Source organism: Defluviitoga sp. (assembly GCF_035349255.1).
Lineage (GTDB): Bacteria > Thermotogota > Thermotogae > Petrotogales > Petrotogaceae > Defluviitoga.
On the sequence record NZ_DAOPSE010000001.1, the window covers coordinates 117,210 to 140,846 of the forward strand.

General features: G+C 30.7%; 20 protein-coding genes and 3 tRNA genes. 11 read left to right on the forward strand and 12 right to left on the reverse strand.

Going from position 1 to position 23,637, the window contains the following annotated elements; genetic code table 11:
- Nucleotides 1-4: 4 nt before the first annotated feature.
- From PKN74_RS00530 to PKN74_RS00580, 11 genes are all read right to left on the reverse strand, one after another.
- Entirely contained in the window at nucleotides 5-358 is a 354-nt protein-coding gene (locus tag PKN74_RS00530; protein ID WP_472307505.1) for an encapsulin-associated ferritin-like protein, read from the reverse strand.
- 362 nt (nucleotides 359-720) lie between these two features.
- Complete coding sequence (locus PKN74_RS00535) at nucleotides 721-1,167, reverse strand: chemotaxis protein CheX (RefSeq protein ID WP_472307507.1); 447 nt, start codon at nucleotides 1,165-1,167, stop codon at nucleotides 721-723.
- A gap of 339 nt (nucleotides 1,168-1,506) precedes the next feature.
- Nucleotides 1,507-2,919: a cysteine--tRNA ligase gene (cysS, locus tag PKN74_RS00540; protein WP_472307716.1), complete on the reverse strand. Its 1,413-nt coding sequence runs from the start codon at nucleotides 2,917-2,919 to the stop codon at nucleotides 1,507-1,509.
- 8 nt (nucleotides 2,920-2,927) lie between these two features.
- Nucleotides 2,928-4,394 carry a glutamate--tRNA ligase gene (gene gltX, locus PKN74_RS00545; protein ID WP_472307509.1) on the reverse strand — a complete coding sequence of 489 codons (1,467 nt, stop codon included), beginning with the start codon at nucleotides 4,392-4,394 and terminating at the stop codon, nucleotides 2,928-2,930.
- A gap of 32 nt (nucleotides 4,395-4,426) precedes the next feature.
- Nucleotides 4,427-4,969 carry an NUDIX domain-containing protein gene (locus tag PKN74_RS00550; RefSeq protein ID WP_472307511.1) on the reverse strand — a complete coding sequence of 181 codons (543 nt, stop codon included), beginning with the start codon at nucleotides 4,967-4,969 and terminating at the stop codon, nucleotides 4,427-4,429.
- 45 nt (nucleotides 4,970-5,014) lie between these two features.
- Nucleotides 5,015-5,425: a cytidine deaminase gene (locus PKN74_RS00555; protein WP_472307513.1), complete on the reverse strand. Its 411-nt coding sequence runs from the start codon at nucleotides 5,423-5,425 to the stop codon at nucleotides 5,015-5,017.
- On the reverse strand, nucleotides 5,388-6,743 hold the full coding sequence (locus PKN74_RS00560) for a hemolysin family protein (RefSeq protein ID WP_472307515.1): 1,356 nt from the start codon (nucleotides 6,741-6,743) through the stop codon (nucleotides 5,388-5,390). Before PKN74_RS00560 ends, PKN74_RS00555 begins: the two co-directional genes overlap by 38 nt.
- A 26-nt stretch (nucleotides 6,744-6,769) precedes the next feature.
- Nucleotides 6,770-7,636, reverse strand: coding sequence for a YitT family protein (locus tag PKN74_RS00565; RefSeq protein ID WP_472307517.1), 867 nt, complete (start codon nucleotides 7,634-7,636; stop codon nucleotides 6,770-6,772).
- A gap of 63 nt (nucleotides 7,637-7,699) precedes the next feature.
- Nucleotides 7,700-8,824 carry a molecular chaperone DnaJ gene (dnaJ, locus tag PKN74_RS00570; protein ID WP_472307718.1) on the reverse strand — a complete coding sequence of 375 codons (1,125 nt, stop codon included), beginning with the start codon at nucleotides 8,822-8,824 and terminating at the stop codon, nucleotides 7,700-7,702.
- On the reverse strand, nucleotides 8,824-9,489 hold the full coding sequence (locus PKN74_RS00575) for a nucleotide exchange factor GrpE (protein ID WP_472307519.1): 666 nt from the start codon (nucleotides 9,487-9,489) through the stop codon (nucleotides 8,824-8,826). The genes dnaJ and PKN74_RS00575 overlap by 1 nt, the downstream gene beginning before the upstream one ends.
- Nucleotides 9,490-9,780: 291 nt before the next feature.
- A complete protein-coding gene (locus PKN74_RS00580) occupies nucleotides 9,781-10,788 on the reverse strand; it encodes a hypothetical protein (protein WP_472307521.1) in 1,008 nt (335 codons plus the stop codon).
- 222 nt (nucleotides 10,789-11,010) lie between these two features.
- Between PKN74_RS00580 and PKN74_RS00585 the strand changes: the two genes are divergently transcribed.
- The 11 genes from PKN74_RS00585 to PKN74_RS00635 all read left to right on the forward strand — a co-directional run bounded on the left by PKN74_RS00585 (nucleotide 11,011) and on the right by PKN74_RS00635 (nucleotide 23,032).
- Nucleotides 11,011-12,513: a UDP-N-acetylmuramoyl-L-alanyl-D-glutamate--2,6-diaminopimelate ligase gene (locus PKN74_RS00585; RefSeq protein ID WP_472307523.1), complete on the forward strand. Its 1,503-nt coding sequence runs from the start codon at nucleotides 11,011-11,013 to the stop codon at nucleotides 12,511-12,513.
- Nucleotides 12,513-13,802, forward strand: a complete 1,290-nt coding sequence (gene murF / locus PKN74_RS00590; protein WP_472307525.1) for a UDP-N-acetylmuramoyl-tripeptide--D-alanyl-D-alanine ligase — start codon at nucleotides 12,513-12,515, stop codon at nucleotides 13,800-13,802. Before PKN74_RS00585 ends, murF begins: the two co-directional genes overlap by 1 nt.
- Nucleotides 13,803-14,044: 242 nt before the next feature.
- On the forward strand, nucleotides 14,045-14,989 hold the full coding sequence (gene mraY, locus PKN74_RS00595; RefSeq protein ID WP_472307527.1) for a phospho-N-acetylmuramoyl-pentapeptide-transferase: 945 nt from the start codon (nucleotides 14,045-14,047) through the stop codon (nucleotides 14,987-14,989).
- Nucleotides 14,986-16,305, forward strand: a complete 1,320-nt coding sequence (gene murD / locus PKN74_RS00600; protein ID WP_472307529.1) for a UDP-N-acetylmuramoyl-L-alanine--D-glutamate ligase — start codon at nucleotides 14,986-14,988, stop codon at nucleotides 16,303-16,305. Before mraY ends, murD begins: the two co-directional genes overlap by 4 nt.
- Nucleotides 16,292-17,419, forward strand: a complete 1,128-nt coding sequence (locus tag PKN74_RS00605) for an FtsW/RodA/SpoVE family cell cycle protein (RefSeq protein ID WP_472307531.1) — start codon at nucleotides 16,292-16,294, stop codon at nucleotides 17,417-17,419. Before murD ends, PKN74_RS00605 begins: the two co-directional genes overlap by 14 nt.
- Nucleotides 17,406-18,467, forward strand: a complete 1,062-nt coding sequence (locus PKN74_RS00610) for a UDP-N-acetylglucosamine--N-acetylmuramyl-(pentapeptide) pyrophosphoryl-undecaprenol N-acetylglucosamine transferase (RefSeq protein ID WP_472307533.1) — start codon at nucleotides 17,406-17,408, stop codon at nucleotides 18,465-18,467. The genes PKN74_RS00605 and PKN74_RS00610 overlap by 14 nt, the downstream gene beginning before the upstream one ends.
- Nucleotides 18,468-18,513: 46 nt before the next feature.
- On the forward strand, nucleotides 18,514-19,869 hold the full coding sequence (murC, locus tag PKN74_RS00615) for a UDP-N-acetylmuramate--L-alanine ligase (protein ID WP_472307535.1): 1,356 nt from the start codon (nucleotides 18,514-18,516) through the stop codon (nucleotides 19,867-19,869).
- Nucleotides 19,870-19,917: 48 nt separating this feature from the next.
- Nucleotides 19,918-19,993, forward strand: a tRNA-Glu gene (locus PKN74_RS00620).
- Between the two features lie 27 nt (nucleotides 19,994-20,020).
- Nucleotides 20,021-20,095: transfer RNA gene (locus tag PKN74_RS00625), tRNA-Val, on the forward strand.
- A 30-nt stretch (nucleotides 20,096-20,125) separates the two neighbouring features.
- Nucleotides 20,126-20,201, forward strand: a tRNA-Phe gene (locus PKN74_RS00630).
- A 143-nt stretch (nucleotides 20,202-20,344) separates the two neighbouring features.
- Nucleotides 20,345-23,032 (forward strand): CBS domain-containing protein, encoded by a 2,688-nt coding sequence (locus tag PKN74_RS00635; protein ID WP_472307537.1) that lies wholly within the window; start codon nucleotides 20,345-20,347, stop codon nucleotides 23,030-23,032.
- Here PKN74_RS00635 and PKN74_RS00640 read toward each other — a convergent pair.
- On the reverse strand, nucleotides 23,024-23,593 hold the full coding sequence (locus PKN74_RS00640) for a ComF family protein (RefSeq protein WP_472307539.1): 570 nt from the start codon (nucleotides 23,591-23,593) through the stop codon (nucleotides 23,024-23,026). The genes PKN74_RS00635 and PKN74_RS00640 overlap by 9 nt on opposite strands.
- Nucleotides 23,594-23,637: the final 44 nt, after the last annotated feature.

Below are 23,637 nucleotides of genomic sequence, written 5' to 3' on the forward strand. Positions count from 1 at the left end.
AAATTCATTCTTTTAATCCTCTTAAACCTAGGTCGCCTTTTTTTAAATCACCACTTCTATTTTCAGAGTCTCCCTCTTCGATCTCAAGTAGAGGTTCTTGGGTGAATAGATATTTTCTTAACTCTTCATCCCAGCCAGGCATATTCCTTCTCAACCATTCTATGATCATTACTGCATGTTCTATTTCTTCATCCCTGTTGTGTTCCATTATCTCTTTAATTGATTTATCTTTCGAAACGGCTGCTCTTTGATTATACCAGTCAATTGCTTCAATTTCTTCTTTCAGGCTATTAAGTGCATAAACATAAGATCTGTCTTTCTGGCTCAATTCTTCATACGGTTGATGATAGTCTTGCATAAACTATCCCTCCTTTTTGTATTTGATAAAATTAGATGCTTTAAAGATCAAGAAACTGATTTTGTACTTATTTTATAATTTACGTTTCAAGATATACTTTGTTGCTTTAAAATTCTATGGTATTAGAGTTGTCTATTATTCTTATATTTCAAAGAAGTAATAAGAGAAGAACTTTATCCCAGACCTTTTTTAAAATCCAAATTTCAATTTAAAATAATTATACTATCTTTGAAATGTTTAGTTAATTTTGATACTATCTTTGAAATGTTTAGTTAATTTTGAGCTTTCCTTTATATTGTATAATATTCTTAAATGTTTTCAAAATCTAATTAATATATTATTAAATTTTTTAAAATTTAAAGTTATATTGTCTCTTTATAAACAAAATAAAGATCCATTTCATTGTTACCTGAAACGTAAAGAGGAAATAATATTATTGTTCCGCGCACATTGACTTTTACTATTTTTCCTCTTATTACTGACGGAGGAGCAACTCTTATTAAATATCTATACTGTTCTAAATGCGTAGCTATTGTACCGGCTATCATATTTCCAAATTCACCTATTGCGCTTATTGCCATATCATCTACTTCATTAATACTCATGATTCCCTGCATCATTTCATTAACTAAATTTATCGCTTCCTTTTCTGTGAAAGAATAAATTATGTTTCCTTCTAATACCCCTGTAAAGCCGATATTCGCGACAATGTCATAATTCTTTTGAATTTCTGTCACCAATTTTGGCTTATCAACTTGTAATTCTTTTTTAGCAATTATTTGAAAAGTATTCTTTACTGCGGACAACACTGAATTTATAATATTAGCATCTATTATAATCAGCCTCCTAGACAAGTTTGAAATAGTTCTTGTAAATTTTACAAACGTTTTGTTTAGATTTTTTTACAAAATAACTTCTTTACTTTAATTATCATTAATTAATAATAACTTTTACATATTTGGTGCTGGTTCCGAGAGAAGAAGATGTTGCCCTTTAACTTTTAGAAATTTTAGTATAGAGACAAAACCTGGCTGTCTAAACTGTGACGACATCGTGTAGAGTATTTCTACAAGTGAAATTTTAACATCGATTAAGTATGGAAATCGAACAACAGCCTCTTCCGTTCTTTTATTGTATTTTAAAAATAATCAAACCTCTGACTTATTTGATTTAAAATTGTACTTTGTCCCTTCTGATGTATCTTTTATTTCGATTCCCAGTTGATTCAGTGTGTCTCTTATATAATCGCTTAAATTATATAACCTATTATTTCTCAATGTTGTTCGTACTTCAATTAACACTTTTATTAAATCATCAACTTCTACAGCATATTCTTCAACACTTCTGCTACTCTCAAAAATACCAAACAAACTCCCATAGACGTTTCTAATTAGATAATAATTATCTACAATCATACTTTCATTTTTTGAATTCAATGCTTTATTTAATTCCTTTGATAAGTCAAAAAGTCTTGCTATTGCAGATGGTGTGTTAAAATCATTTGCCAGATTTTTAAGTAAATACTCTTCTTGACTTTTAAAATATTCTCCTTCTTTAGAATAAGGCACAAACCCCTGAAAATATTCTTCACTTTCTTTTAAGGATTGTTTTACTCTATTTACAGAAATTTCTTGAGCTCTTAGTAAATCTTCACTAATATCAATAGGTACTCTATAATGTTTGCTAAAAATAAACACTTTTAGTACATCAGAATCAAATTGTTTTAATAAATCTCGTACTAACCACACGTTTCCTAAAGATTTAGACATTTTACTTTGTGCAAGCTGTATCATTCCATTATGCATCCAATACTTGGCAAATTGCTTTTCACTTGCTAACGCCTGCGCCCTTTCATTTTCATGATGAGGAAATATAAGATCATTGCCTCCTGCATGTATATCAAAAGAATCACCTAATATTTCTGTTGCCATAACCGTACACTCTATGTGCCAACCAGGTCTTCCTTTTCCCCACGGACTTTCCCAACATGGTTCCCCCTCTTTGGACGCCTTCCATAAAGCAAAGTCCAGAGGATCTTTTTTGTAAGTTGAGATCTCTATCCTGCTTCCTGAAATCATGCTATTCGTGTCTCTATGAGAAAGTTCACCATATTTATCGAACTTTCTTACATTGAAATAGACATCACCATTTTCGACTTCGTATGCAAAACCCTTTTCTATCAGAATTTCAATGTAGCGAACTATTTCTTCAATATAATTTGAAGTCTTAGGATGAAAATTAAAAGCTCTAACTTTAAGGTCTACCATATCTTTCCAATATTCGATTATATATCTTCTTGCTATTTTTTCAAAAGAGACTCCTTCTTTATATGATTGAGTTATTATTTTGTCATCTATATCAGTAAAATTTTGGACCATTGTAACTTTATAACCTATATACTCCAAAAACCTTCTAAATGCATCAAAAGTGATAATAGGTCTTGCGTTGCCAATATGAATAAGATTATACACAGTGGGACCACATAGATAAATCTTAACTTCATCTTCTTTTACAGGAACAAAATCTACAACCTTTCCAGTTAAAGTGTCATAAATTTTTATGTTATACTTCAAATATGTATCACCCTTTCAAGCCTTTGCAGAATCCTTTCACGACCAATTAAATAAATAGTGTTGACTAGATCAGGACCGTGAAAAGAATCGGTTAGGATTTTTCTCAAAGCCATATAGAAGGATTTTTTTTGCGGATTTGCCTCTTTCATAGCTTTTTTTAAATTTTCTGTTATAACTTCGGTGTCCCATTTATCACTTCTTTTTGTGTGCTCATAAAATAAAATTATAGCCTCTCTAACTCCACTTTTATTGAAATATATTAAAAATTCTTCATCGTTAAGATTTGGAGTAACGTCCTTCAAAAAAATACTAATTGCTTCAGGTATCTCACTTAATGTTTCTATAGAAGTGATAACAGTTTCAAGAGCCTTAACCACCCATTTTTTATCTTTTTCATACTCTTCCTCTGTTAACAGATTTGATTCAATTACAAAAGGTTCTGCCAATTTATAAATTTCTTCAATGTCTTTATTGCGTAAGTACTGTCCATTCATCCACTTTAATTTTGCCTCATCAAAAATGGCTGGGCTCGAACTTACCCTGTCTAAACTAAAATTTGAAATTATTTCATCTATATCCATTATTTCTTTTCCTTCAGGATGAGACCATCCTAAAAGAGATAAATAATTAACTAAAGCCTCAGGCAAAATCCCTTTTTTAATAAACTCCTCGACAGATGTTGCACCATGCCTTTTGGACAATTTCTTTCCGTCTGGTCCCAAAATCATGGATACATGTGCAAACTCTGGAATTTCTGCAGAAAAAGCTTCATAGATTGCTACTTGCCTTAAAGTATTTGAAAGGTGATCATCACCTCTTATTACATGTGTTATCTTCATAGCTATATCGTCAACCACAACAGCAAAATTATAAGTAGGCACTCCATTACTCCTTAAGATAATAAAATCTCCAATGGCGCCTTTTTTGAAAACTACTTCTCCTTTAATTAGATCATTTATTTTATATTCTTTCTGCGGCATCCTTAAAAATATGACTGGTCTTAAACCTTTTTCTTTGTATTCGTTAACTCTTTCTTGAGTATTAAATCTTGAAATTAATTCATAAGTATAATGGGGAGGTTTACCTTCGCTCAATAACTTATTCTTTATTTCTTCCATTTCTTCAGGATAAATATATGATTCATATGCCTTCCCTTTTTGAACTAATTCATAAGCCTTATTTTGATATAATTCTAACCTCTCACTTTGTCGATAGGGCCCATATGGACCACCAACAATGGGACCTTCATCCCATCCCAAATTAAGCCATTTTAGAGTTCTCAGCAACTGTTCCTCAGACTCTTTTGTAGATCTTTCTAAATCGGTATCTTCTATCCTCAAAACAAATTTACCATAATATCTTTTAGCAAATAAATAATTAAAAAGAGCGGTACGAGCGCCTCCTACATGTAAAAATCCAGTTGGGCTGGGGGCAAACCTAGTTCTAACAACATCAGAAATCATATTTTATTCCTCCAATTATTTTGAGTTTTGTATTATGAACCTTTATTAAATTGTTTGTATCTGTATAAAGCACATATGCTTTTAGCATCTATAATTTCTCCATTTTCTATCATTTGCTCAACTTCATGAATATTTACTTTTAACACTTCGACAAACTCATCATCGTCTGGTTCGGAACCAACATTATCCAACCTTTTGGCAACATATAGATGAATTTTTTCGTTTGAAAAACCTGGTGTCGTATATATGTATCCCAAATATATCCATTCCTTAGCTTTCATGCCTGTTTCTTCCGCTAATTCCCTTTTACCACATTCTAAAGGATCTTCATCTGGAGAGTCAAATTTTCCCGCTGGAATTTCAATCAAGATTTTCCTGATAGGAAAACGATATTGTTTAACTAGATATACGTTATCTTCTTCATCGATAGCTAAAATAGCTACTGCCCCTGGATGTTCAACAACTTCTCTGGTTGAAATATTACCATTTGGTAATCTTACATTATACATTTCCAAATTAAGTATTTTACCTTTAAAAATTATTTCTTTAGAAATTTCTTCTTCTTTTAACTTCATTTTTAACCCCTTCTAGTTCTAATTTTTATCAATTTTACCTTGAAATTATAAATCTTTTGGTCCAAACGCTTTAGGTAATAAATCGCTCACCTTTGATCTTTCAATATCTCCTTTAGTGTTTGCCAAAAATACATCAAAATCTCCAAACTCATTCATAACTTGTCTACAAGCACCACATGGTTTTGCTAAATCGTCACCCTCTGCAACTACTAACAAACCCTTAAAATTTGATTTGCCCCTTGCAACTGCAGAAAAAATGGCGTTCCTCTCAGCACAAATAGTTAATCCATAAGAGGCGTTCTCAACGTTACATCCAGTGATTATCTCGCCATCTTCTGTCAACAAAGCTGCTCCAACTTTATACTTAGAATAAGGCGCATAAGCTTTTTCTCTGACTTTTAAAGCTTCTTCATATAACTTATTTATTATCGTTTGATTCATCATTCTTTTTTTCATCCCTCTCTTCTAATTTTTGTTCTGGATGAATCGTGATTTTAACTTTATCAATCTTATTAACTGTCACTGATATTACCTCAAATTCGTAATTGTCAATAAACAATTTTTCTCCGGGTTTTGGAAATCTTTTAAAATGTTCTAAAAGAAATCCTCCAATAGTTTCAAATTCTGTTTCAGGAAAGTCTATATCAAGCTCTCTTTCAATATCATTAATAGGTGTTGAACCGTCTACTAGTATAGAATTTTCTTCTATCTTTTTTATATTTATTTCATCTGAAAAATCATCGTACTCATCAAAAATTTCACCCGTCATTTCCTCAATTATATCCTCTAAAGTGACTAAGCCAGCTGTCCCCCCATATTCGTCTACTACTATTGCTATATGTGTATGGTAATTTAAAAATAGCTTAAAAACATCTTTAACATTCATTGTTAAGGGTACAAAAAAAGGTCTGCGCATAATTTCAGCAATTCTTATCTTCATTAATTTTTCAAGATCTTTTAATTCTTCCAACTTTTTAAATATATCTTTCGCATAGACTATTCCGACTATATTGTCGAGCGTTTCTCTATAGACAGGTATCCTAGAATATCCTTCTTCATTTATAATTTTGATAAGCTCTTCTACAGTTTCGGTGTTTTCTATTGCCACTATATCTACTCGAGGAGTCATAATTTCTTTAACAGCAGTGTCTTTCATTTCTAAACTTCTTTGCATAAGATACTTTTCGCTTTTTTCAATTACTCCCTCTTCATGACTTATATCCAAATAAGAAATGATCTCATTTTCTGTGATTAAAGGGGGAGCATTTTTAATCGTTTCGCCGCCAAAAGTTTTTATAACAATATTAGATAAACTTACTAGTAACCACACTATTGGAGATAATATTTTATTTAAAAAGTATATTATAGGAAAACTTATATTAAAAATCTTAACAGAAATTTCTCTGGCATAGACCTTTGGAGTAATCTCACCAAAAATTAAAATAAGTAATGTCATTATTCCTGTAACTATTCCCACTGCTGCGCCATGTGATGAAGGAAACACCTTCACAGCAAAAACTGTTGCCATAGAGGTAGCTAAGATATTTACTATATTATTCATCACTAGTATTGTTGTTAAGTAGTGATTGGGATTCTCTATGAAATCTTTGTATTTTTTCCTCTTTTTTTCGTTCTTTTCTCCATCTATTAACTCTCTTATCTTATACCTTCCTATAGCTGTCAACGCTGTTTCCGAGGCTGAGAAAAAGCCAGATAAGGATAAAAGCATTATCAGGAATATTAAATAAATCCATAAACTACCAGGATCATCCACTCTCGGTCCTCTCCTTTTTTAAATGCTTACGACATTCTTTTAAAACCATAGCCAATTGCTTCAGTATTCGGTAAAATTACCATAAAAGCTTCTTTATCTCGATTATCTATTATTTTCTTTAAAGGTCCTATCTCATTCCTGGATAAAACTACCATAAGGACTACTTTTTCTTGTTCAGAATAGGTGCCAACTCCATTAAGGTAAGTAACCCCTCTATTAAGTTCCCTAAATATATCATTTTTAATATCTTCATAATAATCACTGATAATCAAAACTGTTCTTGTAGATTCAAAACCTTCCAAAACTCCGTCTATAGTTTTTGCAGTTATAAAAATTGCCATCACCCCATACATTGGAAGTAAAGGATTTATAAATATTGAAGAGGCAGTGATTATGGTATCAGTTATCATCAAGCCAGTTCCAACACTTATTGAAAACACCTTATTCAAAATCATTGCAATTATATCTGTTCCTCCTGTTGTAGATCCCTTCCAAATAACTAAACCCATTCCAAAGCCTGTTATTAAACCCCCATAAAAGGCAGACAGCAAAGTTATTTCCACAGTAGAACTTCCAGATTTTTCGATAAGGTTGGGGATAAGTTGATCCAATTTAAAACCTTGTTGCAAAAGATCCGTGACTAAAGATAACAAAATCGCTGAATACACGCTTTTTACTCCCAATCCAGTTCCTAAGAGCTTAAAACTCAAATAAAATAAAATTAAATTATAAACAAGCATTTGTAATCCTACCCACCAACCAAAAAAATGGTTAAAAATAATTGCCAGGCCGCTTACGCCGCCTGCAATAATATTGTATGGAATCATAAACAACACCAAACCAAATGCTGTAATGACCACTCCTATAGTAATGATTAAAAAATCTTTTATCATTATTCTCCGTCTTAATTTAGAAAAACTCTCTTCTATTCAAATTCACCCCCCACTAACAATACCTCATTCAACATTCATTTCTTCGGCTAATTGTTGTAAAATCTTTCTTTCTTTTCTCGTAGGTTTTTTGATTTCTACATTTATTTTAACATAAAGATCTCCTCTTCTTCCTCCACCAAATTCTGGTAGCCCCATATTCTTTATTCTTATAACGGTCCCTGGATTTGTTCCTTCTTTTATTTCTTCTTCAATTTCTCCTTCTAAAGTAGGAATCTTTATCTTTCCTCCAAGTACTGCTTTTAAGTAATTAATTGTTACCTCAGTTTCCAGATCTGTTCCTCTACGAATAAATTTTTCATGAGGTAAAACTCTAACTTGTATTATCAAATCACCGTATGGACCACCGTTTTTCCCAGCATTCCCTTTTCCTCTTATTTTCATTGTGTATCCATCCAATACCCCCGCAGGAATGTTTACTTCCACTTTTTCTTTTTTAAGTATTTTACCAGTACCATTACAGTTAGAACATTTACGTCCAATAATCTCACCAATTCCTTCACATGTTGGACAGGTATAGGATCGTACATATGAGCCAAAGAAACTTCTTACTTCTTCCCTTATCATTCCTTCACCATTACATCGAGGACATGTTTCAAAATTAGTTCCATTTTCCGCTCCTGTACCTTTACAACTTTCGCAAATAACGTACCTATTGTATTCTACTAACTTTTTTACATCATACAAAATTTCTTCTAACCTTAAATTCACAGCGACATGAATGTCCTCTCCTCTTTCTTGTTTACGTCTTTTTCTTGTAGAAGAACCAGATCTTCCAGGTTCAGAACCAAAAAACATATCAAAAAAGTCACCGAAAGGTCCTCCGGCATCTCCAAAAAAATCTCTAAAAACATCTTCAAAACCACCGCCGCTCCTATGGTTGGTGTATACGGTACCTTCATCTGGGACAAATCCAAACCTATCGTATAGTTTTCTTTTTTCTGGATCACTTAAAACTTCGTAGGCTTCTTGAATTTCCTTGAACTTTTCTTCAGCAATTTCTTTATCCTCAATATGTCTATCAGGATGCCATTCTTTCACTTTTTGCCTATATGCCTGTTTTATTTCTTCAGGAGTAGCATTTCTATCAACACCTAAAATTTTATAGTAATCTTTTCTTTCTGGCATAATTATTGATCACCTTCTTTATCTTCCTCCTCTAAATTAGGCATTTGATCTTTTTTTTCAGAAATATCTTCACAAACATCTTTTGGTTTAATGGCAACAACAACCCTCGCAGGTTTAATAACCTCTCCTTCCAACTTGTATCCTATAGATTGAACATCATAAATACAGTATTCATTAACTTCATCAGTTTCATATTTTTCTACTACTTCGTGCTCAAAAGGATCGAATTGATCGCCTTTTTCTGGAACGATAAATTCTAAATCCAAATTGTCAAAAACGTTGATTATATCTTTATATATCATTTCTATCGCTTTAATGAATTCAGGATCATCTTTATATTGCATAGAAATTTTTAATTTTTCAAAGGGTATCAAAAATGATTCTATGATCTTTTTTTTCGTATTAAATTGAACATTTCTCTTTTCTTTTTCTACCATTTCTTTAAAATGCTCAAATTTAGTTGTCAATTTATAAAGAGAATTCTTATATTTTTCCTTTTCTTCCTCCAGCTTTTCAATTTTTTCTTTCAATTCTTGGATCTCTCTTTGCAAAGTTTCAATTTCTTCATTGGTTAAATCAACATTTTTTTCTTCTTCAGTGATAGTCTCCCTACCGTTCATATTTTTTACTTCATGATTATTTTTTGCAAAATCTTTTTTTTCTTCCATCTAAAAAAGCACCTCCTAAAACTATCAATATAGTCACTTTAGAAATTTTAAAACATGCATTTTATAAAGGTTTTAGACTTAGATTTTTTAAAAAATTCTTTTTCATTTCAAGAAGCCCGTGTAGAGAGTCTCTACAATTTTTTGGCATTTGTTTCAACAAAGCAAAAGGGTTGATGTCCCAGTCTTTGCTCAAATACAAAACTTTATTCCTTCGAAAACCTTTATTTATAATATCTAAAATAGTCATTAATAAAACAAAATTACCTAAATAGAGAGATAGAATAACTTAATTTAAAAATTTTTTGATATAATTTCAGATAGTCGAGATATATATTCTCTAAGAAATAAATAATTTTTTTCATAATTACAATATTTTTCTGTAATGAATAAAACTTTTCCTAATATATTAGCATTTAGTATATAAGTTGTTGTAAAAAATGCGAGATTTTTTAAAGTTTTTGAGTTAATATCATTACCAAAAAAGACTTTAATATCAGGTGAAAAATCTAAACGTGTAAAAAATTCTTCTTTAATTTTATCATTTTCAACCAAAATTGCCAAGGTTATAATAGTTTCTAAGTCGGGTTGTGATTTTGAGATGATTTTCTCTAAGCCAACAGAAATGTACCGCGTTCTTTTAAACTCGTCTGTTAGATTCTCTAATATTTCAATGAAGTTAGTTATTCTAAGATCCTCGATTTCAATATGCTTAGTTTCCAAAAATGAAAATATTTTTTCCAAGGATTTACCTACTAAAGCTTTGTTGAATAGTCTTTCTAGCTCATCTGAAACTGGTAAACCATAAATTTCAACTGTTCTAGAGATGGCTAAACCTAGATTTGTTAAAATTGTTATGACACTGTTTTTTTCGGTAAGAGGCGTAATTGTGACTCGAGTGATATATACATACCTTGGATTAGGGTATTCAAAAATAACTAATCCTTCTAACACTTGAGAAATTAAAACAGCTAAATTTTGAAATAAAAGATTTAAATCATAAAGTTTGTATTTTTTAGGTATTTCAATGTGAGTTCCTTTTACGTCATAGGCTTCTTTAACCATCTCAAAATAAATTTTTAACGCAGGGTCAAGAGGGATTCTTCCACCACTTGAATGCTGTTGATGAATTAATCCTAATTTTTGAAGCTTTTGCATATCATTTCTTATGGTAGCACTGCTGGCTTTTATATTTGAATTATTTAGAACGTCCTCAGAACTCACGGGCTTTTTGGTTTTAATATATAATTCTACAACAGTTTTCAATATCTCTTTTTGGCGTTGTTGAAGTTTCACATTCATTTTATCACTCCTAACTTTTGAGTGCTAAATATATGATAGCAATTATTCGATAAATTATCAAACATTTTTGTTTACCATATTGTAAATTATGTTTTGTATTATTTTGTATTGTAAAACACAAAATAGAAAGCATTAAAGTAGGTGTGAAGACAGAAATATTCTGTCGAAATGGTACCATGTACATATCTAAAAATGATCCTGTTAAATCGAGGAGGTTACTAGGTGGAATTTAAAACAGAAGATTTAAGTCTAATTTTAGGAGAAAATATAGAAAAACTTTCTTTAGATGGAAAGAAAATCGTAATTGAAGGTATAAAAGATAACAGTTCTGAAGTTAAAAAGAACGACGTTTTTATAGCTATGAAGGGTCATAAGACAGATGGGCATGATTATATTAACCACGCGCTAAAAAATGGTGCATCTTTAATTATCGCTGAAAATGAAGAAAAGTTACCAAAAGACAAAGAAGTAAATTATATCATTGTAAAAGATATAAAAAAAGCAACCGCAGATTTGGCTTATTCATGTAATAAGATATCAGTAAATGACTTTACCATAGTTGGAGTTACTGGTACAAATGGTAAATCTACGACTCTGTCCTTAGTTCACCATATTTTATGTGAAAGCGGTGTAAATTCAACTTTAATAAGTACTGTTGAAATAAAACTCAACAATAAAACTTTGACACAACCTCGTAACACTACCCCCAGTATTTTAGAACTAGCAAACTTACTCAAATTTAGTGCGGAAAATGAGAGTAGATTTATCAATCTAGAAGTTTCCTCTCATGCTATTGATCAACGAAGAATTGAAAACCTCAAATTTGATATCATTTCTTACACAAACATAACAAGAGACCATCTAGATTATCATAAAAACTTTGAAGATTACAAAAAAACCAAACTTTCTTTAATGAAATATCTAAAAGAAAATGGGAAAATAATTATAAATTTAGATAGATTGAAAAAAGAAGATTTCTTACTTGCCAATAAACCTATAATTACATATGGTTTTAATGAATCGGCAGATTATGTTATTCAACATTTTGAACAAAACTTTAATCAAGTAAAATTTTTGTTGAAAACCAAAGAAAATGAAATTGTTGAAATAGTTTCGCCAATAATTGGTAAATTCAATGCTTACAACATTGTTAATGCTTTTATAATTACTGAACTTTTAAATATAGAAACTAATCAAATAATAAAAGCTATTTCTTCGTTTAAAGGTGTCCCTGGCAGATTTCAACTTGTTCCTTCAAGTAAAAGTCTAGGCTTTAATTGTGTTGTTGATTTTGCTCATACCCCAGATGCGCTAGACGAAGTTTTAACCACCGCTGCAAGTTTAACAAATGGAAGAAAAATTATTGTTTTTGGTGCGGGTGGAAATGCTGACCAAGGTAAAAGAAAAATAATGGGAGAAGTGGTAAGCCAAAAAGCCGATGTAATAATACTTACAAATGATGATCCAAAAGATGAAGATCCTCAAAAAATAATCGAAGATATTCTTGAGGGAATTGATCAAACCAAACAATTTTTAGTTATTCCTGATAGAGAAACTGCAATAGAAGCAGCTGTGAGTTTTGCAAACAAAGGAGACATTGTGATTATAGCAGGCAGAGGACATGAACAATTTCAATTATTTGCCAATGGAAGAAAAGTTAAGTTTAATGATTTTGAAGTTGCTACGAAATGTATTGAAAAGTTGAAGAGAGGTTTAAGAAGGTAATGCTTGAAGAGTTAAAAGAAAAAGGTTATAAATTCAAAATTGACTCCAGAAAAATTGAACGTGGAGATGTTTTCTTGTGTCTTAAAGGAGAAAATACTGACGGACATCTATTTATAGAAGATGCCTTAAAAAGAGGAGCTTCTTTTGTCGTTATAGACAATCCAAGTTATGTCAATCTACCACTTCCAGAAAGGAAAAAGATAATTAGGGTCGATAATGTATTAGAAGAAATGTTGCTTTCATCTTCAAAAATTTTAAATAATAATTCAAGAATAAAAATAGGCATCACTGGTTCAACTGGTAAAACTACAACAAAAGAGTGTTTATATTATCTATTATCTCCTTTTTTTAAAACTTTTAGAAATGAACTTAATATGAACACAGAAATAGGAATTCCTCTTTCTATTCTAAATCAGTATTCTAAAGAGGAAATATCTATAATTGAACTTGGACTTAGACAGAAAGGGGATCTTGATCTTCTCACTCGTTTTTATAAACTTGATGTAGCTTTCATAACAAATGTGGGTCCTTCACATCTAGAGTTTTTACAAACTATCGAAACTATCGCCCAAGAAAAGATGAAAATAACCAAAAATATGGAAAATGGTCTTTTAGTGCTAAACGGTGATTATCCTATTTTAAAAGAACTAGCTCCAAAAACATTAAAAACGTTGACTTTTGGATCAAAAAAATCAAACGATGCGATTTTAGAAAGTTACGAATATAATTTAAATTTTTCTACCACTTTTTATGCAAAAATACTAGGTCATAATGTAATGTTTACACTTAATAAATACTGGAGCGAAGGTCAACTCCTAGATCTACTTTCCGCATTATTATTCTTAGTTTACATAGAATTACCTTTGGAACCCTTTAGTTTATGTAACATCGATATACCTGAAGCTCGTTTTCAAACAATTACAAAGAAAAACACTTTGATAATAAACGATTCCTATAATGCTTCTTATGATTCATTTAGAAGTGCATTCAGAAGTATTTCTCAAATAAATGTTCATCCCAAAATCTTAATTATGGGAGAAATGAAAGAATTGGGTGAATATTCAAGATATTATCATGAAAAAGTTATAAATGAAGCTAAAGAACTATTTGATGAAATTTATATATACGATCCTGAGGATAAATTAAATTTTTCAGTACAAGATAAAGTTATAAGACTTGAAAATATCGAAGGCATAAAAAAGCTTCTCTCTGAAATAAAAAAAGGTTTAATATACATAAAGGCTTCTAATTCCACAGGAATATATGAATACTTAAAAGATATACTTTAATTCTATCGTTATAAATGAAATGAAAATTTTTAGAAGCCTTTGAATTCAAATAGGTCTAGAGGTTTAGCCTTTCCTACTGCACTTTATGAAATATTGTTATTAGATATATTGCTAAAATTTAGATTTAATAGAGTTCTCTTGTGAAAACATATTTATTAAAAATGTAAAATTTGTAATAAATATTAAACAAGAACTTTAGTATTTTCAGTGACAGTATAAGTCAAAGTATCAAAGGAGGAAGCATGAGTTATATTATATTTTTACTCGCTATTATTACTTTTTGTTCTTTGTTGCTTTTATATCCTATTTACATTAAGTGGCTCAAGAACAAACAGTTTGGACAATATATCAGACCTGAAGGTCCAGACCTTCACAACTATAAGCAAGGAACTCCAACAATGGGTGGTCTATTATTTGTAATTGCCATATCTGTTCTTTCTCTCATAGTTTTTTTTGTAAATGGAAACTCTCTTTTTCTTGTCATTGCAGTTTCAACAGTTCTTTTTGGATTAGTTGGCTTTATAGATGACTACTCAAGTATAAAAAAGAGAAATGCAATAGGTTTAACTGTGCTTCAAAAACTAGGTCTTCAGCTTTTATTTTCTATGGTTATAATGTTTTTAATCTTTAAGTTCAATCATCATACATATTTAAGAATCCCATTTTCTAGAAAAACTATTGATTTCAAGTTTTTTTATCCTATATGGGGAGTTTTGTATTTGACGGGTATGACAAATGCTGTAAATTTAACAGATGGATTAGATGGACTTGCAGGCGGTATATATATTGTATCAGCTTTCTTCACATCACTCATCGCAGGTCTAAGTCTCGACAATATATCAATATTAATTTTACCAGTTATTGCTTACTTGCTATTTAATGTAAAACCTGCTAAAATTTTCATGGGAGATACTGGTTCACTAGCTTTAGGGGGATTGTTAGGAAGTTTGGCATTATACAATTCCATAGAACTCTTTACAGTATTTACATGTTTTATTTTTATCTTAGAAATGTTAAGCGTTATAATTCAAGTTGGTAGCTTTAAATTAAGAAAAAAAAGAGTATTTTTAATGGCTCCATTACATCATCATTTCGAATTAAAAAAATGGAGTGAAGAAAGAGTTGTCATGATGTTTTGGCTCATTAATTTTTTAGTTGGATTTATAGCGTTAGGAGGCGTATTATGAAAATATGCTTTGTAGGATATGGAATAAGCAACAAAAACTTATTAAATAAAATAAAAAATGGTCCTGATGAAATATATGTGAGTCAGAATAAGGATTTTAACGAAGAAGATAAAATCTTTTTTTTAGCTAACGATATTAAGTTTGAAATACAACATAGTGATTTATTAAAAAATTGTGATTTAGCAATAGTCAGCCCGGGAATATCTCCACAAAGTGAGGCAGCCAGAATAATTTTTGAAAACAATATTAATTACACAACAGAAGTTGAATACTCTTGGCAATTGATTAAAAAAGTTAATAAAAAATCAATATTTATAGCTGTTACCGGTACTGATGGAAAATCAACAACAACAAGTTTGATAGGTCATATATTAAAACATTATGAACCAGATACATTTGTTGGAGGAAATCTCGGAATACCTTTAATAGATGCACCTGAAGATTTACAAAACTATGTCGTTGAAGTGAGCTCGTTTCAGATCTTTTGGTCAAAATATTTTTCGCCTGAGGTTTCTGTATTGATAAATTTGGCACCGGATCATCTTAATTGGCATTACGATCTAAATGACTATTACTCTACCAAAGAAAAACTACTTAGAAGATCTTTAGATAATGGTGGAATAATAATAGTTAATGAAGAGGCAAAAAATAACCTCACCCTTGAAAAACATAGTAATAATAACAGATTTTTAACTTTTTCAAAAGATATGTTTGATGGTAAATATGTAACTTATAAAGACAAAAGAGTTAGAATAGAAAATAATATTTTCTCTCTTGATGTTTTAAAAGAAGATTTAATCGCAGCTGTAGTTACGACATTAAATTTAGGGATTCCGGAAAATATAATTTCAGCGGCCATTTCATCTTTTAAGCCCTTAAAATATAGACTAGAATTTGTAGATGAGATAAACTACATAAAATTTTATAATGATTCAAAAGCTACAAATTCTCATTCAGCATATAATGCATACAAAAGTTTTAGGGAGAACAAATATATTGCTATACTTGGAGGAATACCAAAAAATGAAGATCTAACATTATTGTTAAATGAACTTCAAGTGTATGCGAAGGGTGTTTTTGTTTTTGGAGAAATGTGTGAAGAACTACAAAAATATTCACTCAACGGCAAATTCATTTTTAAGAACAATTTAGAAGAAATTTTCTTATATTTACCTGAATTATGGGAACCTGGCGATAAGATTGTTTTTTCTCCAGCGGGATCAAGTTTTGATCTTTATAGGAATTTCGAAGAAAGAGGGGAACATTTTAATTCTTTAGTACAAAAACTGAGGGAAAAATACAATGAAGGATCCTAAAGCAAATGTAAGGACAAATTTTTTGTTCTTTTTTATTATTCTTGGAATTACTTTGTTTGTTGGAATACTGTTTGTCTACAGTTCTTTATTTGCTATTCAAAATATAAAAGATATAAATCCAGAACAGAAATTTAAAACATATATAGTAGCTTTGGTTATGGGTTTTATTGGAGCTACGTTTGCTTTTATATTGGGAAATTTATTTATAAAAAATACCCTAATTATGTTGGCTTTTTATATTTTTCTAAACATGTTCCTAGGAATCGTCTTGTTTGCTCCACCTATAGCCGGGGTCAGGAGATGGTTGAATTTTGGACCTTTTCAATTTCAGCCTTCAGAACTTGCGAAGCTTATTTTACCTGCTTTTTTAGCTTTTTATTATTCAAAATTAAAAAATAAAAAAAATGTTTTAACTAATGTTTTGACCCCTCTTATTCTTTGTTCATTAAGTATCTTTCTTATATTTTTAGAACCGGATCTAAGTACTACTATTTTAATTACAATTATAACTTTTATTACGATGTTTCTGGGTATCAGCGATAAAACTGTGATGATTTTTTTTATAGTGCTGATTTTAGCTTTAGGTATTACTCTCTTCATATTTCAAGAAAAAATTCTACAGTCATATCAAATATCAAGATTAACCAAAGAAGACCCTTTTCAATCTCAAAGAGCAAAAGATGCTATAACTGGAGGAGGGTTAATCGGAAAGGGGCCTTTTGCAGGAGAAGAAAAATATGCTGTTCCTGAATCTTACAGCGACTTTATAATTGCGGTAATAGGAGAAGAATGGGGGAAAATCGGAATTGCAATGGTTGTTACTCTATTTCTCTTTTTATGCCATGAACTTGTATATATGGCTTATTTAACAAATGATTATACAACATTTATTTTTTGTGGAGCTACAGCTTCTTGGATTTTCATTCAAGTTATGATTAACACACTTGTTGGATTAGGTGTCCCATGGATGCCCGTAACGGGAGTCACATTACCTTTAATGAGCTATGGAAACTCTTCTATGATTGTAACTCTAACATCTATAGGCTGGGCGTTGGGTTTGATTTATAATAATTCTGATTTTAAGAGGGTTGAAGAAAAATATGAAGAACGATAAAAATCTAAAGGTAATATTTTCCGGTGGTGGAACTGGAGGACATTATTATCCAGCATTAGCAATTTTAAAGTATTTAGAAAAAAATTACAAAAACTTGGAAATTGTTTATTTTGCTACTAAAGGAAGAATTGAAGAAAAAAATTTAAGAAAAGATTTTCCAAAAGCAAAAATGTACACATTAGATATAAAAGGTCTAGAAAGACCTATATACAACCCTAAAAACATGGCTAGAGCTTTCGAAGTATTTAAAAATACTCAAAAGGTAAGGAAAATTATAAAGAAGTTTGATCCGGACTTTGGTTTCCTTACTGGAGGTTATGTAACTGTTCCAGTAGGTTTGGCCTTAAAAAAGGAAAATATCCCTTTTTATCTTCACGAACAAAATTCTATTATGGGAATATCAAATAAGTTTCTTTCAAAATATGCTAAAAAAGTATTTGTAAGTTTTGATGATACATTAATAAACGAAAAATGTATTCTCTCAGGAAACCCTGTTCGTACACCAGATGAAATAATTCAAAGAAAACATCTACAGGAATATGGTATTAATGAACTCGATAAAAGATGTGTTTTAGTTTTTGGAGGTAGTTTGAGTTCTGAAGAAATAGATGATATAATGTATAGGGTTTATTTAAAGGATAATTCTTCAAATTACATTCATATTACAAAAAATCCTGAAAAATTTAAAAAATTTAACAATGTATTTACCTTTGAATACATCAATGATTTACATAAAATAATGGCTGTGTGTGATGGTGTTGTTTGTCGGGCAGGAGCAACAACTATTGCCGAAATCCTTTATTACGATTTACAAGCAGCATTAATTCCTTGGAAAGGTGCAGCTGAGAACCATCAACTCAAAAATGCTCTTTCTTTACAAAAACTCGGGAAAGCAGAAGTTTTTGATGATCAAAATATTGATTTAACTAAATTGATGGGTTTTATCCATAAAATAAAAGTTAAGTCACCTGATTATGAGTATGTTCCCAAACCCAATCAAACTATAAAAATCATAATTAATAATATTGATGAATTAAAAGCTGACTAATTTTGTAAAATAATATGAAATAGCTTGAATTAATTAGGAGGAGTCTATGAGATATTACTTTTCTGGTATTGGTGGCATAGGAATGAGTTCTTTAGCCCTTTATAAATATTATGTCTCTGGCGCAGAAAACGTATTAGGGTCAAACAACGAATTAAATGAAAGAGTTGAGTACCTTCTTAAAAAAGGTATAAAAGTAAAATTAGAGCAAAACTCTTTTCTTCCGGATGTTGATATCTTAGTTAGATCGACAGCTATAAAAGACGACAATCCCGAAATATTAGAAGCAAGAAAAAGAAATATAAAAGTTATATATAGAATGCAATTATTAAATGAAATACTGAAAAACCATTTATCTATTGGAGTAACGGGTACAGATGGAAAAACAACTACTACAGCTATGTTGTCTCAAATATTTAAAGACGCTCAAAAAAATCCAACAGTTTTTTTAGGTGGTATACATAATTCATTAGAAGATGGAAATTTTCGGTTTGGAAGCGAACTAATGATAGCCGAAGTGGATGAAAGTGATGGATTTATAAAAGACACTTGCACCGACTATTCAATTGTAACTAACTTAAGATCCGATCATTTGGAGCACTACGATAATAAGTTTAAAAATTTGGAACTTTCTATTTTTCAATTTATTAAGAATACAAGAAAACTTGTTTTACTTTGTAAGGACGATCCGGTGCTATCTTCATGGAACCTTGAAGGAAAAAATGTCTTATATTTCGGTTTGAACAAAGATTCCGATTACATACTAAAAAATCGTGTCCAAAATGAGAAAATTCAAGAGTTTGATGTTTATAAAAGAGAAAAGTTTTGTGGCAAAATTACTTTGAAATTACCAGGATTACATTATGCATATGATGCTCTAGCTTCTTGTGCATTAGCTTTAGAATACGGGATAGATTTTCAAACTATAAGAGATTCTTTGTACAATTACGTTTCAGTGTACAGGCGTTTCAATATAATATTTAAAAATAATGATGTTTGTATTATCGATGATTACGCACACACTCCTGATGAAATATTAGCTACAATCAATGCAACAAGAGAGTATTTCCCTGGCAAAAAAATAGTTGCTATATTCCAACCTCACAGATTCTCTAGGCTATATTTTCACTTAAACGATTTTGTCGAAGTATTAAAAAGTTCCGACAAAGTGTATGTTTATAGACTTTATTCTGCGTTTGAAGAACCTTTAAATGGTGTTGATGAAAGAACGATTGTAGAAATTTTAAACTCTAAAAATGTTCCTGCTAAATTTTATAATACTGAAAATACTATATTTTCTGACTTATTAAAGGAACAAAATTCTATCCTTCTTTTTCTTGGCGCTGGCGACATAACAAATGTAGCAAGAAAATTTGCAAAAATTAAAGATAATAGCTTGACATAATCCCATTTTTATGGTAATATATTTCAGGCTAAGTAATTAGGGTTGATTGCCCCCATCGTCTAGCGGTCTAGGACATTGGCCTTTCACGCCAAAGACACCAGTTCAAATCTGGTTGGGGGCGCCAGTTTTTAATGAGTTACCGTGTGTTGACGGGCGCTTAGCTCAGTGGGAGAGCGTCTGCCTTACAAGCAGAAGGTCGTAGGTTCAAGTCCTGCAGCGCCCACCATCCTCTTTTTTATTCCAGATACAGTAGAATGGGCAGGTAGCTCAGTCGGTAGAGCAACGGACTGAAAATCCGTGTGTCGGCAGTTCGATTCTGCCCCTGCCCACCACAAGAGATAGGCATCGTTTAGCGATGCCTATCTCTTGTATTTAGTACAAACTACACTTGATATTGTCCATTAAACAAACTTTAAAGAGAAAATATATGCTATAATAAATCCATATAAGCTTAGTTATATAAGGAGAGGTAAATTTGAAACCAAAGGTTATAATAACAACACATAAAAATCCTGATTTTGACGCTTTTGCTGCATCAGTTGCAGCTTCTTTGCTATATCATGATTCTGTTATAGTTATTGATTCTGAACCACAACAAAACTTAAAAGAATTCTTAAATATATACAACATATCTTACAAAAAATCAAATGAATTTGAAGATGAATTTGAAGAACAAATAAAAAATAAAGATTTTGAAAAAATCGTTGTTGTTGATACTTCTGATATAAATAGAATTCCTGAATCAATAAAGTTTTTAATTGAAGCGGACTTGCCTGTCGATATCTACGACCATCATCCTGAATTGAAAGAACAAAACATCAAAGGAAACAATTTCTCCAAACCTGTTGGGAGTTCAACGACAATTCTTGTTGAGATGTTATTTGAAAAGGGTATTCCTATATCTGACACACTTAAAACTCTTTTCTTGATAGCTATTCATGAAGATACAGGCAATTTCGTGTATCCTACCACTAGTTGGTTAGATCATGAGATGGCAGCTCAATTAATCAAAAGTGGTGCGAGAATTGAAGAAGTGGAAGAGTTTGTTTCTTTGGAAATGACTCAAGACCAAAAAATATTATTTGATAAACTTTATAATCACGTTGAAGAATTTTATATTGATGAAATCTGCGTAAACATAGCCTATGCCGAATGTGACAAATTTATTGGTGGATTAAATATTATAACTCATAAGTTATTTGAAACATTGACTCCAGACGTATTATTTGTGGTCGTGAAGATGGGAAAAACAATCTATATAGTTGCGAGATCAAAAACAAATCAAATAGATTTAAACAAAATAATGTCATCCTTTGGAGGAGGAGGACATAAAAAAGCAGGGGCAGCAAAAGTTAAAGATCAAAGTCCAACAAAAGTAATCAACAAAATAAAATCTGAGTTAAAATCATCTTTTATTCCTGTACTAAAAGCAAAACATGTTATGTCTTCACCAGTTAGAACAATTTTGTCCAATGAAACTGTTCAGAGAGCTTACGAAATAATGTATCAAACTGGGCACTCAGGACTACCTGTAATAGAAAATAATAAACTGGTAGGTATGGTAACTAAAAAAGATGTTGAAAAAGCAATGAAGCATGGTTTGAAAAATGCACCTGTTAAATCCATAATGAGCACAAATCTAAAGGTAGCAGATGTTGAAACATCGTTAACTCAAATTAGACGAATGATGGCTGAAGAAGACATTGGCAGAATACCTATAATAAAAGATGGAATGCTTGTAGGAATAATCACAAGAACTGATCTCGTAAGAGCTTCTAATGGAGTATTCAATTTTTCATATAATCCTATTTTAAAAGAAAAATACGAATCTCAAAATGTTAAAAAGTATATGGAAGAATTCTTACCTCCTTCTGTTTTGAATTTACTTAGATTACTTGGAGATTATGGAAATGAACAAAATATAAATGTTTATGTCGTAGGGGGCTTTGTACGTGATTTACTCCTAGCAATTAGAGCAAAACAATTAAACTATGCGGAAATTAAAAAATCTCTTTTTCTTGAATTTGACATAGACATTGTTGTGGAAGGGGAGGCCTTAACTTTCGGTAGATATGCGGCAAAACAACTAAACGCAAAATATGTGGAACATGAAAAGTTCCATACTTGCTCTTTATTTTATCGAATTTCACATAAAACAATAAGAGTTGATATAGCTACAGCTAGAACAGAATACTATGAAGAAGCGGGCGAGCTGCCCAATGTAGAATTTTCAACAATAAAAAAAGATTTAGCTAGAAGAGATTTCACCATAAATGCAATGGCCATAAAGCTTAATCCTGACTCTTTTGCTATCTTATTAGATTTTTTTAATTGTAGAAAAGATCTAGAAGAAAATAAAATTAGAATATTACACCCACTTTCATTCATAGAAGATCCAACAAGGGTTCTTAGAGCCATACGATTCGAACAAAGGTTTGGTTTTGAAATAGAACCCTATACATTAAATAAACTAATAGAAGCCGTTGAGGGAAACTATTTAGAAAGAGTTACAGGAATGAGATTAAGAGAAGAATTTGAAAAAATTCTTAATGAACCTGATCCTTTAAAAGCTTTAGAAAGAATGGGAAATTTAAACATAATATCACATCTCTTTGAAAAAACATATTATACCCCAACACTACAAAAAGAATTAGAGAAATTGTTTCAAGTTCTTGATTTCTTTAACAAAAATTTGAAGAACTACACAAAAAACGTGAGAATTTTTCATGTTGTTTTATATGTTTTATTACAGTATACTCCAACTGATTCACTAAAAAAAATTGTGCAAAGATATGGGCTCCCTAAAAATTTTATAAATAAACTTCAGCAAATAAACTCGATCTTTGAGGAAATTAATGATATAATCAAAAATTCATTTGGGAAACAACTCAAAGAAATTTTTAAACCTTCTTTTTTTTACGATCGATGTTCAACTCTAGACAATGAACAATTAATCTTTTTTGCTACAAAATTACCAGATGATTTATTGCCGCTATTTTATAGCTATCTTAAAAAATTAGAAGAATTAAATCTTCAAATTTCAGGAAAAGATCTTTTAGAAAAAGGTTATAAAGGGAAAGAGATTAAATTGAAGTTAGAAGAAATAAAAAAGCTATTACTTGATGGCCAAATACAACCAGGAGAAGAAAAAAAATTAATATAAAGTAATATTATGAATCGTCTTAGCCACAGTTAGACCAACAATCACTTCACACTTATTTTCTAATAGACCAGCAATTTCTTCCATAGTTGCGCCCGTTGTGTACACATCATCAATGATAATAACATTTTCAGGCGGAGATTGAATTAATTTAATTTTATTTTGAACGTTATATCTTCTTTGTTCATAAGTTAATTGTGCTTGCTTTTTTAAAGCTTTAGAATTAAAAAGGTTTATTAAAGGAAATCCAAGCAAATTTGAAAAATGTTGAGCTATAAGTTTAGCGGGAATAAATCCTTTTTCAAACCTACTTAAATAGTTTGAAGGAGCATAAGACACATAATACTGAAAATCTGGAAAATTTAACTCCAGAAAGAAAGAAGCTAACATTTCGCCGAACATTTTTGCAATTTTAGGATGAGAATTATACTTAAATTCGGTTATTAGTTTTGATAAAGGCTCCTCATATTTCCCATAATGATATATCTTAAAAGCACCCTCTGTAAGAGAAGGCGCGTATAATTTTTCTCTGCATTTGTCACAAACAAATTCTCCAAAAAGCACTTTGCTTTTGCAAACAATACAAAAGGGTTCAAATATTGTACCTA